General features: G+C 60.2%; 13 protein-coding genes. 9 read left to right on the top strand and 4 right to left on the bottom strand.

The window, feature by feature from the left end:
- Nucleotides 1-72: 72 nt before the first annotated feature.
- Nucleotides 73-360, bottom strand: coding sequence for an exopolysaccharide production repressor protein (locus DMO26_RS34925; RefSeq protein WP_117192107.1), 288 nt, complete (start codon nucleotides 358-360; stop codon nucleotides 73-75).
- Nucleotides 361-1,091: 731 nt separating this feature from the next.
- Here DMO26_RS34925 and DMO26_RS11045 point away from each other — a divergent pair.
- From DMO26_RS11045 to DMO26_RS11030, 4 genes are all read left to right on the top strand, one after another.
- Nucleotides 1,092-1,772, top strand: a complete 681-nt coding sequence (locus tag DMO26_RS11045) for a sugar transferase (RefSeq protein WP_117192106.1) — start codon at nucleotides 1,092-1,094, stop codon at nucleotides 1,770-1,772.
- 107 nt (nucleotides 1,773-1,879) lie between these two features.
- Nucleotides 1,880-3,133: a polysaccharide biosynthesis/export family protein gene (locus DMO26_RS11040; RefSeq protein ID WP_117192105.1), complete on the top strand. Its 1,254-nt coding sequence runs from the start codon at nucleotides 1,880-1,882 to the stop codon at nucleotides 3,131-3,133.
- Between the two features lie 7 nt (nucleotides 3,134-3,140).
- The gene (locus DMO26_RS11035) at nucleotides 3,141-4,415 is read left to right on the top strand and encodes an O-antigen ligase family protein (protein WP_117192104.1); all 1,275 of its coding nucleotides are present in this window, start codon (nucleotides 3,141-3,143) and stop codon (nucleotides 4,413-4,415) included.
- A 37-nt stretch (nucleotides 4,416-4,452) separates the two neighbouring features.
- On the top strand, nucleotides 4,453-5,466 hold the full coding sequence (locus DMO26_RS11030; RefSeq protein WP_117192103.1) for an acyltransferase family protein: 1,014 nt from the start codon (nucleotides 4,453-4,455) through the stop codon (nucleotides 5,464-5,466).
- Nucleotides 5,467-5,477: 11 nt separating this feature from the next.
- Here the strand turns inward: DMO26_RS11030 and DMO26_RS11025 are convergent, their stop codons facing one another.
- The 3 genes from DMO26_RS11025 to DMO26_RS11015 form a co-directional block, all read right to left on the bottom strand.
- Nucleotides 5,478-7,103: an FAD-dependent oxidoreductase gene (locus tag DMO26_RS11025; RefSeq protein ID WP_117192102.1), complete on the bottom strand. Its 1,626-nt coding sequence runs from the start codon at nucleotides 7,101-7,103 to the stop codon at nucleotides 5,478-5,480.
- 78 nt (nucleotides 7,104-7,181) lie between these two features.
- Complete coding sequence (locus DMO26_RS11020; RefSeq protein WP_117192101.1) at nucleotides 7,182-7,871, bottom strand: superoxide dismutase; 690 nt, start codon at nucleotides 7,869-7,871, stop codon at nucleotides 7,182-7,184.
- Nucleotides 7,872-7,975: 104 nt separating this feature from the next.
- Complete coding sequence (locus DMO26_RS11015; protein ID WP_117192100.1) at nucleotides 7,976-8,887, bottom strand: AraC family transcriptional regulator; 912 nt, start codon at nucleotides 8,885-8,887, stop codon at nucleotides 7,976-7,978.
- 307 nt (nucleotides 8,888-9,194) lie between these two features.
- Here DMO26_RS11015 and DMO26_RS11005 point away from each other — a divergent pair, with 307 nt between their 5' ends.
- From DMO26_RS11005 to pglA, 5 genes are read left to right on the top strand one after another with little or no spacing between them, the layout of a single operon-like run.
- Nucleotides 9,195-10,079 carry a carbohydrate ABC transporter permease gene (locus tag DMO26_RS11005; RefSeq protein ID WP_117192098.1) on the top strand — a complete coding sequence of 295 codons (885 nt, stop codon included), beginning with the start codon at nucleotides 9,195-9,197 and terminating at the stop codon, nucleotides 10,077-10,079.
- Between the two features lie 4 nt (nucleotides 10,080-10,083).
- On the top strand, nucleotides 10,084-10,992 hold the full coding sequence (locus DMO26_RS11000; protein ID WP_117192097.1) for a carbohydrate ABC transporter permease: 909 nt from the start codon (nucleotides 10,084-10,086) through the stop codon (nucleotides 10,990-10,992).
- A gap of 5 nt (nucleotides 10,993-10,997) precedes the next feature.
- Nucleotides 10,998-12,110 (top strand): ABC transporter ATP-binding protein, encoded by a 1,113-nt coding sequence (locus DMO26_RS10995; protein ID WP_117192096.1) that lies wholly within the window; start codon nucleotides 10,998-11,000, stop codon nucleotides 12,108-12,110.
- 48 nt (nucleotides 12,111-12,158) lie between these two features.
- On the top strand, nucleotides 12,159-13,415 hold the full coding sequence (locus DMO26_RS10990; protein WP_117192095.1) for an ABC transporter substrate-binding protein: 1,257 nt from the start codon (nucleotides 12,159-12,161) through the stop codon (nucleotides 13,413-13,415).
- Between the two features lie 5 nt (nucleotides 13,416-13,420).
- Nucleotides 13,421-14,935 carry a polygalacturonase PglA gene (gene pglA, locus DMO26_RS10985; protein WP_117192094.1) on the top strand — a complete coding sequence of 505 codons (1,515 nt, stop codon included), beginning with the start codon at nucleotides 13,421-13,423 and terminating at the stop codon, nucleotides 14,933-14,935.
- Nucleotides 14,936-14,940 lie beyond the last annotated feature (5 nt).

Genomic DNA, 14,940 nt, shown 5'->3' with positions numbered 1-14,940 from the left:
CCATGTTGCATCGATAGGCAACAATGGACTCACGAAAATGGCCCTGATGTGGAAGAGGCAAAAAAAGGCGCGTCAGGTATCGCCGGCCGGAAGGTTCGGCGCCGCATCGGCGCGCAGCCCGTCGCGCCGGCTGCCATCTTTGGAAGTCTTGGCCGCTTCCGCAGGAGCGGTCTCGCCGCGGCGCATCTTTTCGCGCCGCACCAGGTAAAGAACGCCAATGAAATAGCCGGCTTGAAGAAGCACAGCACAGATCAACGTCTGTATAAACGCCGTATAGAACGAACCCGTCATAAAATATGCGGACACCGCAAACGCGATCAGGACCCCTGTCATACTGACAAAGACACGCGGTGCGTACATGATCCTTCCTCCCGAACCAAAACTATTCGGCTCGTCAATTTTGGGGCTCCTCTCCCAAGAAACAACCATATGAGGCAGCAGGAGAGGATGCAAGTTCCAGAGCCTCAAGTATGCCAGACCAGTGGTGAAACTTTCGTAATGTTGCAGAGGTTCCCAAACATACCTTCCGGGTAAAACTCTTCTCTATCCCGATACCACAGGCCCCTTGCCATGTTTTCGCCACATTTCCGCCTGTTTTCCTGCAATTTTATCCCAGCATACGCTGCGGGGAGCTTGACCCGGATCGAACGCGATCAACTTTTGTTACAAAGATCACCGGAACGCGCCGGGTTTTTTTGCGGCGCAACATTGTATTGCGGCGCAAAAAGGATGGGGCTTTGGTCCTAACCCCAAGCTACTTTGGTCCCACCTTAAAAGAACCTGCCCGGAGTATAGCTGGGGGAAGACCAGAACAGGAGGCGGAGTTTAGATGGATCGCTTCCAGAAATATTGAAACCATCTCAAAGTCTACGAGGAAAAACCAGTATTTTTTTGCCAGTAGCGAATATCGCAAAGTATAGCGCGCGCCCCTGGCTGGTCGGCATGGCTGACCAGGGACGCTCGGCGGAGGGGATCTGCGGGAAATTTTGACCTACATCAAATTAGGAACACAGACTTATTATCCGATGAGCATCGAAAGACACGCCGCAATGGCACCGACCTAATCGCAAAACCTAAATGGAGTTCACTCTATGAAGTCAGCGACACGTTCGGCAGACTCGCCGTTTCCGTCCACGACCCAAGCCGAATTCTTGCTACCCACTGGCGGCTTGGCAAAACGCAGCTTCGACATCACCTCTGCCGCTCTTGCTCTCATCCTCTTCAGTCCCATCTTCCTGATGATCGCGGCTTTGGTGAAATTTTCCGACAATGGCCCGGTCTTCTACGGTCATCGCCGGATCGGCCACAACGGCCGTATCTTCAAGTGCCTCAAGTTCCGCACGATGGCAGTCAATGGCGACGAGATCCTGCGCAACTACCTGCGGGATAATCCCCATGCGGCCGAGGAATGGAAGGCGACCCGAAAGCTTCGCGTGGATCCCCGCGTGACGGCCATCGGCACGGTGCTTCGCAAGTTGAGCCTCGATGAATTGCCGCAGCTCATCAACATCCTTCGGGGCGAGATGAGCGTCGTGGGACCGCGGCCGGTCGTCGATGAGGAACTGAACCTCTACGACAGCTTTGCCGCCTACTATCTCAGTACCCGGCCGGGCCTCACCGGTCTCTGGCAGATCAGCGGCCGCAACGACGTCTCCTACGAGAGCCGCATTGCATTCGACACGCATTATGTCCAGAACTGGTCGCTGGTCGGCGATGTGATGATCATCGTGAGGACCATTCCGGCCGTATGCCTGGCGCGCGGCAGTTATTGATCAAGCAACTTCTCACCACCAAGCCTAAACCCGCCCCTCCCAGCGTGGTCGGCAACGTGGACAAGTCCTGAGCGCGGCCCCGACCGCGCCTTTTAAGGGAAGAATCCATGCAGTTACGAACCGCCTCCGCAAGGAGCCTGCGTGTTTTATGCATTCTGGCCGGAATGATCCTGGCGACATTCGGCAGTGCCATCGCCGATGACAACGGCTATCGCCTTGGCGTGATGGACAAGCTGCGCATCCGGGTGGCCGAATGGCAGCCGGCCGAGGGAACGGTGCGCAGCTGGGATGCCGTCAGCGGCGATTACACGGTCGGACCGGCCGGCGCCTTGTCTCTCCCCTTCGTCGGCGACTTGCCGGCAGCCGGCAAGACGACCACCGAGCTTTCCAAGATCATCGGCGAAGAACTGCGCAGCAAGTTCGCCCTTCGTAACCTGCCGTCCGCCTCCGTCGAAATCGCGGTATTCCGCCCGGTCTTCCTGGCCGGCGACGTCCACACGCCGGGCGAATATCCCTACGCGCCCAATCTCACCGTCTTGAAAGCCGTCAGCCTTGCGGGCGGGCTTCGCCGTTCCGACGCCGGCCAGCGCTTCGCGCGCGACTTCATCAATGCCCGCGGCGATGCCCAGGTCTATGGTTCGGAACGTGGGCGGCTTCTCGCCCGCCGCGCCCGGCTGCTGGCGGAAGTCGCCGGAGACTCCGAGCTCAAGGTGCCGCCCGAGCTCAAGGACATTTCGAATGCCGAGCAACTGATTTCCAGCGAAACCGCTCTGATGAAATCCCGCCGCCAGCGTTACGAATTGCAGTTGCAGGCTCTGGCCGACCTGAAGACGCTGCTGAATACCGAAGTCCAGTCACTCGCCCAGAAATCCGAGACCCAGAAGCGCCAGCTGGAACTCGTCAGCGCGGATCGTGAAAAGATGGCCAAGCTGACGGAACAGGGGCTGGCGACGTCGAGCCGTCGCCTGACGGCCGAGGAAAGGGCGGCGGATCTGGAATCGAACATGCTCGACACCGACACTGCGGCCCTTCGTGCCAAGCAGGATATCAACAAGGCGAACCAGGACGAGATCAACCTTCGCAACGACTGGGAAGCACAGCGCGCGAAGGAGCTGCAGGATACGGAAGCCGAACTCGAAAAGCTCGGCCTGCAGCTCGGCACCAGCCGCGAGCTGATGTCGGAAGCACTGGCGCAATCGGCGGAAGCATTGAAATTCGATCCGTCCGCCAAGGACGCGACGATCAAATACGTCGTCGTACGCGACGACGGCAAGGGGCCGAAGGAGATCGTGGTCGGGGAAAATGATCGGCTGCTTCCCGGCGACGTGGTCAAAGTGAGTTCCGAACTCCTGATGCAGTGAGGGCCGCATGCGGATCGCCAAATCCACGCTTATCGATCCGGCAAGGAACGAAGTCTACGGCATCGCGGCGGTGGCGCTCTCCTTGTTCGTCTTCGCCTATTCGAGCCGGTTCGGGCAGATTTCGATCCTCGCCTATTATGGCGTCTGGGGGTTGCTGGTGCTCGTCGACTATCGGCGGGCGCTCGGCAACTATCTGAACCATGTCTGGATATTCGGCTTTGCGCTATTCTGTTTCATTTCCGCCTTCTGGTCGCCGGCTTTCGGCCTGTCACTGCGCACCGCGATCCAGTATCTGACCCACATCGTCTGCGCCCTCATCGCCATGCGCACCGTGAGCGCCACGACGCTGACCCGAGGCGTGATCGCCGGCGTGGCGGTGGTGCTCATCTACTCCCTCCTGTTCGGCACCTACCTCTATGACGTGATCGACGGCAGCTACAGTTTCGTCGGTGCGTTTTCCTCCAAGAACCAGCTCGGCTTCTATGCCTCGCTCGGCCTGTTTTTCTGTTATGCCGCAGTGATGATCTTCCGGATGCAAGGCCTCTGGTTCATGATCTCAGGCGTCGTCGGCCTGATCTCGGCCTATTCCCTGCTGGCATCGCAGTCGGCGACGTCGGTCATTACCACGGTGGCGGTGATCGCCGCATGCTTCGGCATGCAGGGCTTCATGATCTTCACGCCGCGGCACCGGCGGATATTCTTCTCCGCCGCCGTCGTGCTTGCGATCGCCGCCGGGGTCGGCGCATTGCAGGCCGGAGCACTGGATGCCATCCTCGGCGTCTTCGGAAAGGACACGACGCTCACGGGCCGCACCTATCTCTGGCAGCAGGGCATCGCGGCAGCCGCCGCGAACCCCTATTTCGGCATCGGCTACCAGAGTTACTGGGTTCCGGGCTTCTCCGAGGCGGAACGCCTCTGGCAGGAATTCTTCATCACCGGGCGGAGCGGCTTTCATTTCCACAACACCTATATCGAGACGATGGTGGAAACCGGCCTGTTCGGCACGCTCCTCCTCGTGTCCATCCTGCTGACGACCCTCGGCGGCCACCTGAAACGCCTGCTCACCATCGGCAGGACGCCCGAATCGATCCTCGCCTTCGGCATTGTGAGCCTGCTTGTGATCCGCTCCTTCGTGGAAATCGACGTCATCAATCCGTATCACGTCGGTTCTTTCCTTCTTTATTTCGCTGCGGGCAAACTGGCTCTCGGGCAGTCCCGGAGTGTCCGGTCGCCCTATTACGACCCCTTTGTTCCCGATCCGAACACCCCGCAGACGAGCTGAGCACCGACAAGCCAGGTATTCGCCGGAGGACACCGCGATGCAGACCCTGTATTCCATCCAGTATCTGAGGGCGTTCGCGGCCATTGCAGTGGTGATCTTTCACGCCGGCGAACGCGCGGGCATGCCATTCACGATCGGGGCAGCCGGGGTCGACATCTTCTTCGTGGTGAGCGGCTTCATCATGATGGCGATCAGCGACGACAGGCCGGTCAGCCCCGCCCGCTTCTTTCGAAACCGCCTGCTGCGCATCGCGCCATCCTATTGGGCAGCAACAACGCTCATGATTGTCGGAGCGACGATCGGCCTCTTTCCAAATCTGAAGCTCGCATTTGCCCACACGCTCGGATCCTACCTGTTCATCCCCGTCACCTCTCCGAGCAATGGCAACCTCTGGCCGCTCCTGGTACAGGGGTGGACGCTGAACTACGAGATTTTCTTCTATGCCGTCTTCGCGCTGATCCTGTTCCTGAAACGGGGCTGGCGGCTCGCAGCCCTCGCTTTCGTATTCGGCTCGCTTGTCCTGACCGGTTTATTGCTGGAGCCCGCCGCTCCCCTCCTCGCTTTCTATACGGCGCCGGTCATCGTCGAATTCGTGCTCGGAGCGGCGCTTGCAAAGTTATGGCGACGCGGAGGATTGCCCTCCGCCTGGATCGGTCTGCTGCTCGTCTCGCTATCGATCGCCGGCTTTGCCGCCATTCATCTGCTGAAGCTGGAATTCGATGCTTGGACATGCGGGCCGCTGGCGGTGACGCTTGTCCTCGGCGCCCTTTCCGTCGAAGCCGGCAATCGGCTGCCGAGGCTCCACACACTCACCTATCTCGGCGACAGTTCCTATTCGATCTACCTGTGGCATACTTTCGCGATTTCCATCGCGGTGCAGGCGGGAACCGCGATGGCGCTTGCCGCGCCGTCAATCCTGCTGGCGGCTGTCCTGCTCGGCACCATAGCAGGCATTGCCGGCTACGAATGTTTCGAAAGGCCCGTACAGATGCTTTTGAAGGGCAAACGCCCTTCTTTCCCACGCTTGCCCGTGCGGCGGCCAGCCCGATAACGCGACCCGCCCTAGCTCCGACTTTTGCCTCTGACGACATCCTTGAGGTGATCCGCCAGCCGCAAAGCCAGCGCCACCGCCGGCATGGTCGGGTTGGCCTGCCCACCGGTCGGAAACAGGCAGCTGCCGGCAAGATAAAGATTGGCGACGCCGTGCACACGGCACTCGGCGTCCGCCACTCCTTCGGCAGGATGTGACGACATCCTGCTGAGGCCAATCTGGTGATAGCCGTCGAAGGCTTGATCGAAGACCGCCTGCCGCCTGGCACTTTCATCGTGCAGATATTCCAGCCGCCCGAGGCCGGTCCGGCGCAACCAGCCGTCGAGGATGTGATGCGACTTCAGGACGGACCTCAGGTCCTGCTCGGTGACCCGGTAATCCACGGCCAGAATGCCTTGGCCGTCCGCCGAACCTGGCGGCTGAAGGATGACGCGGCTCTCCCGATTGGGCTCCTGTTCGGCATGGTAACGCAGCAGATAGCGGCCTTTCGGATTGATGAGCGTGTACCGCCGATCGACGCGCCGCCTCATGAGGTTGCGGACCGACGAAACGATATCCCTGACGACGCGGCGGTCCCCGCGGATATTGCCGCCATGCTGCCGGTGATCGATGTTCCGCACGCCCTTTGCCGTCGGCGCAAGCCCATTCGAAAGGTGGCGATAAAGCCCGAGCACCCTTAAAAACAGATAGATAAGCGAAAGCGCGCCCGATCCGTGAACCGGATCGGCGATCGAGATCGCATCTATCCAGAAGACGCAATTGAGCAGTCGTTCTTCCGCCTGCATCGCCGGGGCGATCTGAAACCTCCGGCGTGAGACGTATCCCTCGCGGTCCCGCCGGAAGGCGAAAAAGTCTGCGGTTTCGGGCTTCTCGAATTCCACCACGGCGATGTAACCGGTGAGATGCCCTTGATAGAAACGCCCAAGCGGCCCTTCGCGACCTCCGCAGATCTCTGGCTTCTTCCCCTGCAGGGAGAGCAGCAGCCGGGCATTCTCCAATCCGCCGCCGGCCAGCACGTAGGCCTTCGCCCTCACCCGGACCTCCACGCCCTCGCGCAGCAGAACGAGATGGTCGACACGCGCGCCCGAAGAATCAAGTGCGATGTCCGTTGCCCGCCCGTTCAATTGGAAAATATGCCGTGAGGCTTGCAGGCGTTCGGCAGACAGCGGCCCGAGATCCGGATGCTTGCTCCAGTATTCGAGTGCCCGGGTGGTGACCGCTCCATCGGCTTCGCAAAGCTCGCCGGGTTGTACGTCGGAGGCTTTGCTGCAGTTCAGGAAGGCGAGAGCTTCCGGATAATAGCGGCGTACCGCCTCATGAGAGATTGGCCAACCGGAGAAGGGAACGTGGCTGCGGGTCTCGAAGTCGAGATCGTCGAAGGCAACGCACCGGCCGCCCCACAGCGCCGATGCACCGCCGATGCCGGAGCGGGAGAAGGCCGGAAGAGAGGCATGATGGCGGTTCGCGAATTCGATGCCGCTGGCACCACCGACCCCTACGCCCCCCTTACCCCCCATTTCCAGAAGTGTGACCGTCAGCCCCAGTTCTTCCAGCTTGAAGGCAAGCGCGAGCCCCACGGGGCCGGCTCCTACAATACAGACATCCGCCGCACCCGCGTCCTGTTCCTCTAATCTCATGGCCGCCTTTCGTGAACCCACTGATCACGGCAGATAGGGCGGTTATGCGGCGAGAAAAGTCATGACTCTTCCAAAGGATTAAACCTTCATACGTTCGGCGACCACGCTCCAGTTCACCAGTTTGTCGAGCACGGCCTTGATGTGCTCCGGCTTGCGGTTCTCGTAGTCGAGATAATAGGCATGTTCCCAGATATCGATGCCGAGATAGGCCGGACGCCCAAGGGCCATGGGATTGTTGCCGTCCTCGTAACCGACCAGCGCCAGCTTGTTGCCGTCGTCACGCGTCAGCCACACCCAGCCGGTGCCGAACACCTGGTCCGATGCCGCGATCGCCCGCTCGATGAAGCCCTCATACCCTTTGAACGTATCAGCGATCATGCCGCCGAGCTCACCCTCCGGCCGGTTCAGCCCGCCAGGCTTGAACTGATCCCAATAGGCGACATGGTTCCAGGCCTGGGCGGCCTGATTGAAGATCTTCCTGTCCGCCTCCGAGTTTGCGGAAGCCTTGACGATGCCGGCAAGATCCATGTCCGCATAACGGGTGCCTACCGCCAGCTGGTTGAGCTTGTCGAAATAGGCCTTGTGGTGCTTTCCGTAATGCAGCGACACGGTCTTTGCCGAGATCGAGGGCGCAAGTGCGTTTTCCTCGAACGGCAATGCGGGCTGGCTGATGGGTAATGCCGCCTTGGCGATATTGGGTTTCGGGAAGACGGCTGCCGCAGCCGTCATGGCGCTGACGGCAAGAACGTTGCGTCGTGTCAGTTCCATCGGATGATCCTCGCTATGATTTGGCTGATGAACCGCAAACCGCGAGAGGACGTAAATGTTTCCTTGACTGGGTGTTATTCTGCAGCGTCCCGCCCGCGGCCTCGCTATTGCCGCGTCAGCGGATAGATAAGCTGGCCATCTTCTTCGCCTCGCGGAAAAGCCCCTTCCCGGCTGCGCTTTTCCGACAGCTGGTAACCCTGCGGGCTGATGCCGATGTAACGCTTGAACATGCGCGAAAAGTAATAGGCGTCCGAATAGCCGGAAAGCTCCGCCGCGCGTTTCACCGTGCAACCGCCGGCCATCAGTCCCATGGCCCGCTCCATCCGCTTGAATTCCTGAAACTTGTCCGGCGTCCAGCCCACTCGTTTGCGAAACTCGCGCTTGAAATAGTCGGGGTTGTAGGGAGCGGCGGCAATCGTCTGCTCGACGATCTCCTGGTTCAAGGGATCGGCAGCGATCTGGCTCGCCGCGACCATGACCGAAAAGGATAGCGCGTCGGGGTTGTTGACGTTTCCAACCGACTGCTCCTTCCAGCCGAGATGCGCCTGCTCGATGAATTCGATCAGCAGGAACATGAAGAGGTGATGCTGGAGAAGCGTCGTCGAATAGGGTGGCGAGTTGTCGTAATAATGGCGCGTCAGCGGTTCCATCATCTCCCAGCGGGCAAGCGTCACGGCGCGCTTGAGGTTCATCTGGGAAATCATGTCGAGCCGGCCGAAGAGATCAAGCGTGAAGTGCTGGGCGATACCGGTATAGTTCTCCCGCGAGGTGGAATAGCCTGTGAACCAGGTATTGGCCGGCAGAAGCATCGCCCGGCCGGGCGCCATATCGATCGTCTCGCCTTCGACCTCGTAGCGAGCCGACCCCGTCAGGCAGATGATCAGGTCATGCACGCTATTGGATTTATCGACGCTCCAAGTGTGGGAATGCTGCATTCTTATGGTTGAACGGGTGAGCGTCAAAGCCAGTGCTCCCATGGGAATCGCGGCCAGAACGCTACCTTCGATTTTCTCCATCCTTTTCCCCGAATTTGTCGATTTGATCTCTGAAGCAAAGTGAGAATATCAGCGTGGGAGCCGAGATCTCAACACGTCCAGGACATAAATGGGAGGAAATGGCGCTTCTTTTACGGGGACCTGATAGGGCTTTGACCTATCAGCATATCGAAGCGCCAGAGATTGCGATGCACAATAAGGGAAGTGTTTCTTCGTTCCATATGGACGATATCCGCAGCGGTTCGTTCAACTGCGCGACGAACCGGCGGACCAGGCCGCAACAGGGCTTTGCCAGGTCCGGAATGCCGGCCGAATCGGAGCACGCGGCATGAGCGGCGACAACAAATTCCTCGGGCTCATCTATCTATCGCCCTATATAATCGGGCTCCTGGTCTTCACGACCCTGCCCTTCCTGGCGTCGCTCTATTTGAGCTTCACGAACTACAACCTGATGAACGAGCCGGTCTTCACCGGGCTTGCCAATTACATAAAACTCTTCACCGCCGATCGCACTTTCCGCAAGTCGCTTTGGGTGACGCTGATCTACGTGTTCACCACCGTGCCGCTGAAGCTCGCCTTCGCGCTCTTCATGGCGGTGATCTTGAACTACAAGCTGAAGTTCATCAACGTCTTCCGGACGGCCTATTACGTGCCTTCCATCCTCGGCGGCTCGATCGCCATCGCAGTCCTGTGGCGCTACATCTTCGCCGATGTCGGCCTCGTCAACATGGGCCTGCAACTCGTCGGTCTCGAACCCGTCAATTGGTTCGGCGACCCGACCAACGCGCTCTTTACAATCACGCTGCTCCGCCTCTGGCAGTTCGGCTCGGCCATGGTCATCTTCCTCGCCGCGCTCCAAAGCATCGACAGAACGCTTTACGAAGCCGCCTCGATCGACGGCGCCGGCAAATGGACGAGCTTCGTCTACATCACCCTGCCGCTGATCACGCCGGTTATCTTCTTCAACCTGATCATGCAGATGGTCCAGGCCTTCCAGGAGTTCAACGGCCCCTACATCATCACGCAAGGCGGCCCACTGAAATCCACCTATCTCCTGCCGATCTACATCTATGACGAGGCCTTCAAGCGTTTCGACATGGGTTATGCTTCGGCGATCGCCTGGGTTCTCTTCGTCATCATCATGGCGCTCACTCTCATCGCCTTCTGGTCCTCGCGCCATTGGGTCTATTACGCCGGCGACAAGAGGGGCTGAGACCATGGCCGATCACATCCTCACCCAGAACTCGGCCACCGTCCGCGATGTCGAGACCATCCGCGCCAGCGAGCTTCGCCGCCACCACATCAACGTCGTGCTGCGTTACGCGTTGCTCGGCGGCGTTGGTCTCCTGATGCTCTATCCGCTGATCTGGCTGATCGGTGCTTCATTCAAGACCAATTCGGAGATTTTCGCCAACCCCGGTTTCTGGCCCGAAAATCCGACGCTCGACGGCTACATCAAGGGCTGGAAGACCTCGACGCCCTATTCCTTCGGGACGTTCTTCCTGAATACGCTGTGGATCGTCGTCCCGAAGGTGATCGGCACGGCGATCTCCTGCACGGCGGTCGCCTATGGCTTCGCCCGCTTCGAGTTTCCGGGGAAAAAGATCCTCTTCGCTTCGCTGATCGCGACGCTGCTTCTGCCGAACGTCGTTACCCGCATTCCGCAATACCTGATCTTCCGTGATCTCGGCTGGCTCGACAGCTATCTGCCGCTCTGGGTGCCTTCGGCGCTCGCGGGCGATGCCTTCTTCGTATTCATGCTGGTGCAGTTCCTGCGCGCCATCCCGCGCGACATGGAGGAAGCCGCCCGCGTCGACGGCGCCAACACGATCCAGACGTTGATCTTCATCGTCGTGCCGCTCATCATGCCGGCACTGATCTCCGTCTGCCTCTTCCAATTCATGTGGACGATGAACGATTTTCTCGGCCCGCTGATCTACATCTCATCCGTCGACAAATACCCGGTCTCGCTGGCGCTGAAACTCTCGATAGACACCACCGAGGCCTTCGAATGGAACCGCGTTCTCGCCATGTCGGTGCTGACGCTGGCGCCTGCGCTCGCAGTCTTCTTCCTCGCCCAGAAATATTTCATCGACGGCATCTCGGCCGGCGGCATCAAGGGATAATCGTCATGGCCCGTCTGCAACTGAGAAACCTCGAAAAGGATTACGGCTCGTTCCGCGCCGTGCATGGCATCAACCTCGATGTGGAGGATGGCGAGTTCATGGTTCTGGTCGGCCCTTCCGGCTGTGCCAAGTCGACGACACTGCGCATGATCGCCGGACTCGAACGAGTGACCGGCGGCGAAATCCGCATCGGCGGCGAGCTGGTGAACGACAAGACGCCGGGCGACCGCGGCATTTCCATGGTTTTCCAGAACTATGCGCTCTACCCGCATATGAAGGTGCGCAAGAACCTCTCCTTCAGCATGCGGCTGAAGCGCCGGCCCAGCAACGAAATCGAGACCGCCACCCAGCACGTCTCCGGCCTGCTGGAAATCGACCCGCTGCTCGACCGGTTGCCGAAACAGCTGTCCGGCGGACAGGCTCAACGCGTCGCCGTCGGCCGGGCGCTGATCAAGAAACCTCAGGTCTTCCTGTTCGACGAACCGCTGTCGAACCTCGACGCCAAGCTGCGTGCCTCTATGCGTGTGCGCATCACCGACCTGCACAAGCAATTGAAAGCCACCGGCCAGCAGGCAACGGTCATCTACGTCACTCACGACCAGACGGAAGCCATGACCATGGGCGACCGCATCTGCGTCATGAAGGACGGCCACATCATGCAGGTCGCCGATCCGGTGACGCTCTACAGCCGCCCCGCCAACACCTTTGTCGCCGGCTTCATCGGCAGCCCGGAAATGAACTTCCTGGATGCCGCAATGAAAGGCGAAAACAGTGTCGAGGCCGCCGGCCAGACGATCGTTCTCGGCGACGGTTTTTCGCGGCGCCTCTCCGCCGGCGGCCTCGGCGACGTCACCCTCGGCATCCGCCCGCAGCACCTGCGCATCGCCGCGGCGGAAGCGCCAGGCACACTGAAGGGCAGGCTCAATCACATCGAGTTCATGGGCCACGAAGTCTACCTCTATGTCGACATCGGCCCCAAGCGGCTGATCGCCGTGGTGCCGTCCAGCACCTACGACCGCAGCGCTTTGCGTGACGACTGGGTCTGGCTCTCGACCGACCCGAAGGGAGTTCACCTGTTCGACCGCCAGACCGGGGAAAACATCAGCCTGGCGGCGTGACCATTCATCGTTCCAACTTTCATCGTTCCAACTTGGGGAGGAGCCAAAATGAGAACCTTGATCATGACGGCGGCTTTGTTTGCCGCCACCAGCCTTTCGACCGCATTCGCCGCCGACCTTCGCATGTCCTGGTGGGGCAGCGACGACCGCCACATCGCAACGCAGGAGGCACTGAAACTCTGCGGCGCCAAGTTCGGCCACACGATCTCGCCCGAGTTCACCGGCTTCCAGGGCCACCAGGAAAAGATCGCCACGCAGCTCGCCGGCCGCACCGAGGCCGATATCATGCAGGTGAACTGGCCCTGGCTGCCGCTCTTCACCAAGAACGGCGACGGCTTTGCCGATCTTTATCAATATAAGGACATCATCGACCTCAGCCAGTGGTCGAAGTCGGATCTCGACAGCGGCACCGTCAAGGGCAAACTGAACGGCATTTCCGTCTCGACGACCGGCCGCGTCTTCATGTTCAACAAGACGACCTTCGACAAGGCCGGCATCCCGATCCCGAAGGTCTGGGAAGAACTGATCGCCGCCGCTCCGAAGATGAAGGAAAAGCTCGGCAAGGACTATTTCCCGTTCGAAGGGGCAGCACTCGACGCCCGCCTGATGGTGATCCTGCGCACCACCCAGAAGACCGGCAAGGACCTGATCGACCCGGCCACCAACAAGGTCGCCTGGACCGAAGCCGAGCTCACCGAGGGTCTCCAATTCTACCAAACCCTCGTCGACAAGGGCGTCATAGAGAGCTGGAAGACGGTCGCCGCTGGCGGCAACAAGCCGCTGCATGAAAACCAGAAATGGGCGAAGGGCCAGATCGCCGGCACATATCAATGGGACAGCACCTACGGCAAGATCGCCACGCCGATGGAAAAGGGCCAGGAACTGGTCCCGGTCAAGCTCCTGACCATCGAGGGCGCCAAGACAGACGGCGTCTACCGAAAGCCCTCCATGCTCTTCTCGATCTCGAAAAACAGCAAGGACCCGAAGGCGGCCGCCCAGGTGCTGAACTGCCTGCTGAACGATCCGGAGGCGGTCAAGATCATGGGCGCGACGCGCGGTATCCCGTCCAGCAAGGTGGCGCTAGATACACTCAACAAGGAAGGCAAGATCAAACCGGTGCAGGTGGAAGCCTATAAGCGGGTGATGGAGCCGACCAGCCCTGGCGTCTCGCCGCTCAACGAGCATCCGCGCGTCACGGAAGTCTTCGACACCAATTTCGAAGCCTTCGCCTACGGCCAGCAATCCGCCAAGGACGCCGCCGCCGAGATCATCGCCGGCATCAACGAAGCACTGACGGGGATCTGAACGCCGTGAGCAAACCCGCCATCGAACTCCTGACCGCCGGCCCCCGCAGCGCGACCTTCAGTGTCGATGCCGAAAGGCATCTCCACGCGCGTGACAAGGCGCTTGCCTGGCAGGTCAGGAAGATCGATGGCGGCGCCGTGACCGAGGGGACGACGGCGAAGGTCGTCTTCACGGTCACGGGTCTCGATCCGGATATCCTCCATTGCCTGGAGATAGGCGATGCCCGGCTCGAGTTCGCCACCCGTAAGGAAACCGCCCTTCTGGACATCCGGGATTTCGCAGCCTCCCCAAAGGCCGCGAACAATGCGCAGGCGATCCAGAATGCCATCGACACGCTTCCAGCCGGCGGCACTGTGAGGATACCGGCAGGGCATTGGTCGAGCGGGCCCATCTTCCTGAAAAGCGATATGACCTTGCTCATCGAGGACGGCGCGGAACTTGCCGCCGTTTCCGACCGGGATAAATTTCCCATCTTGCCGGCCCGTCATACTGACGGGCGGATACTCGGCACCTGGGAAGGCGTGGCGGAGACCTGTTACGCCAGCCTCATCACCGCCATCGATTGCCGCAATCTTGTGATCACCGGCCGAGGCATCGTCGATGGCGGCGGCAACCGGGGCGATTGGTGGACATGGCCCAAGGAGACCCGCAACGGTGCACGGCGGGCACGCACGCTCTTTCTTTCCGGCTGCGAGAATGTCACGCTGACCGGCCTCACCATCCGCAATTCCCCCTCCTGGACGGTCCATCCCGCATTCTGCAGCAATCTGCTTGCGGCCGATCTCGACATCAGCGCCGATCCGGATTCGCCCAATACGGATGGTTTCAACCCGGAAAGCTGTTCCGATATTCGCCTGATCGGCCTTTGCATCTCCGTGGGCGACGATTGCATCGCGCTGAAGGCCGGCAAGCGCAGCTCCGAGGGCGTGCCGGACCGTCCGACCGAGCGGGCAACGATCTCCAACTGCCTGATGGAGCGCGGCCATGGCGCCGTCGTCATCGGCAGCGAAATGAGCGGCGGCGTCCGCGATATCGAGATCAGCCGCTGCCACTTCAAAGGCACTGACCGCGGCCTGCGCATCAAGACCCGTAGGGGCCGAGGCGGATCCGTTTCCGGCATCCGGCTTGCCGACAGTTTCATGGAGGATGTCGCGACCCCTGTTGCCGTCAACTCCTTCTATTTCTGCGATGCGGACGGTCGCTCCGACTATGTTCAGTCCCGTGCGCCCCTGCCGGTTTCCGCCGAAACGCCGAGCATAGGGTCTATATCGGTCGAAAACGTAGTGGTCTCCGGTGCGCGCACCGCAGCTGCCGTCTTCTACGGTCTGCCGGAAGCGGCGATCCACGATATCGCCTTCGAGAACTACTCGGTCAGCTTCGCGCCCGATGCAGAAGCCGAAGTACCCGAAATGGCCTCGCTTCTGGCACCGCTCCGGCATGCCGGCATCGTTTCGGAAAATACCGTTTTTAGCCGCCTGACGCGACTTTCTCCGGTTTCCATTCATCCAGCTCAAGACTGAAATTC

It is taken from the genome of Rhizobium terrae (assembly GCF_003425685.1).
GTDB classification, from domain to species: Bacteria; Pseudomonadota; Alphaproteobacteria; order Rhizobiales; family Rhizobiaceae; genus Neorhizobium; species Neorhizobium terrae.
The sequence above is the reverse complement of the archived record's forward strand: the minus strand, read 5'-3'. Positions and strand labels throughout refer to the sequence as shown.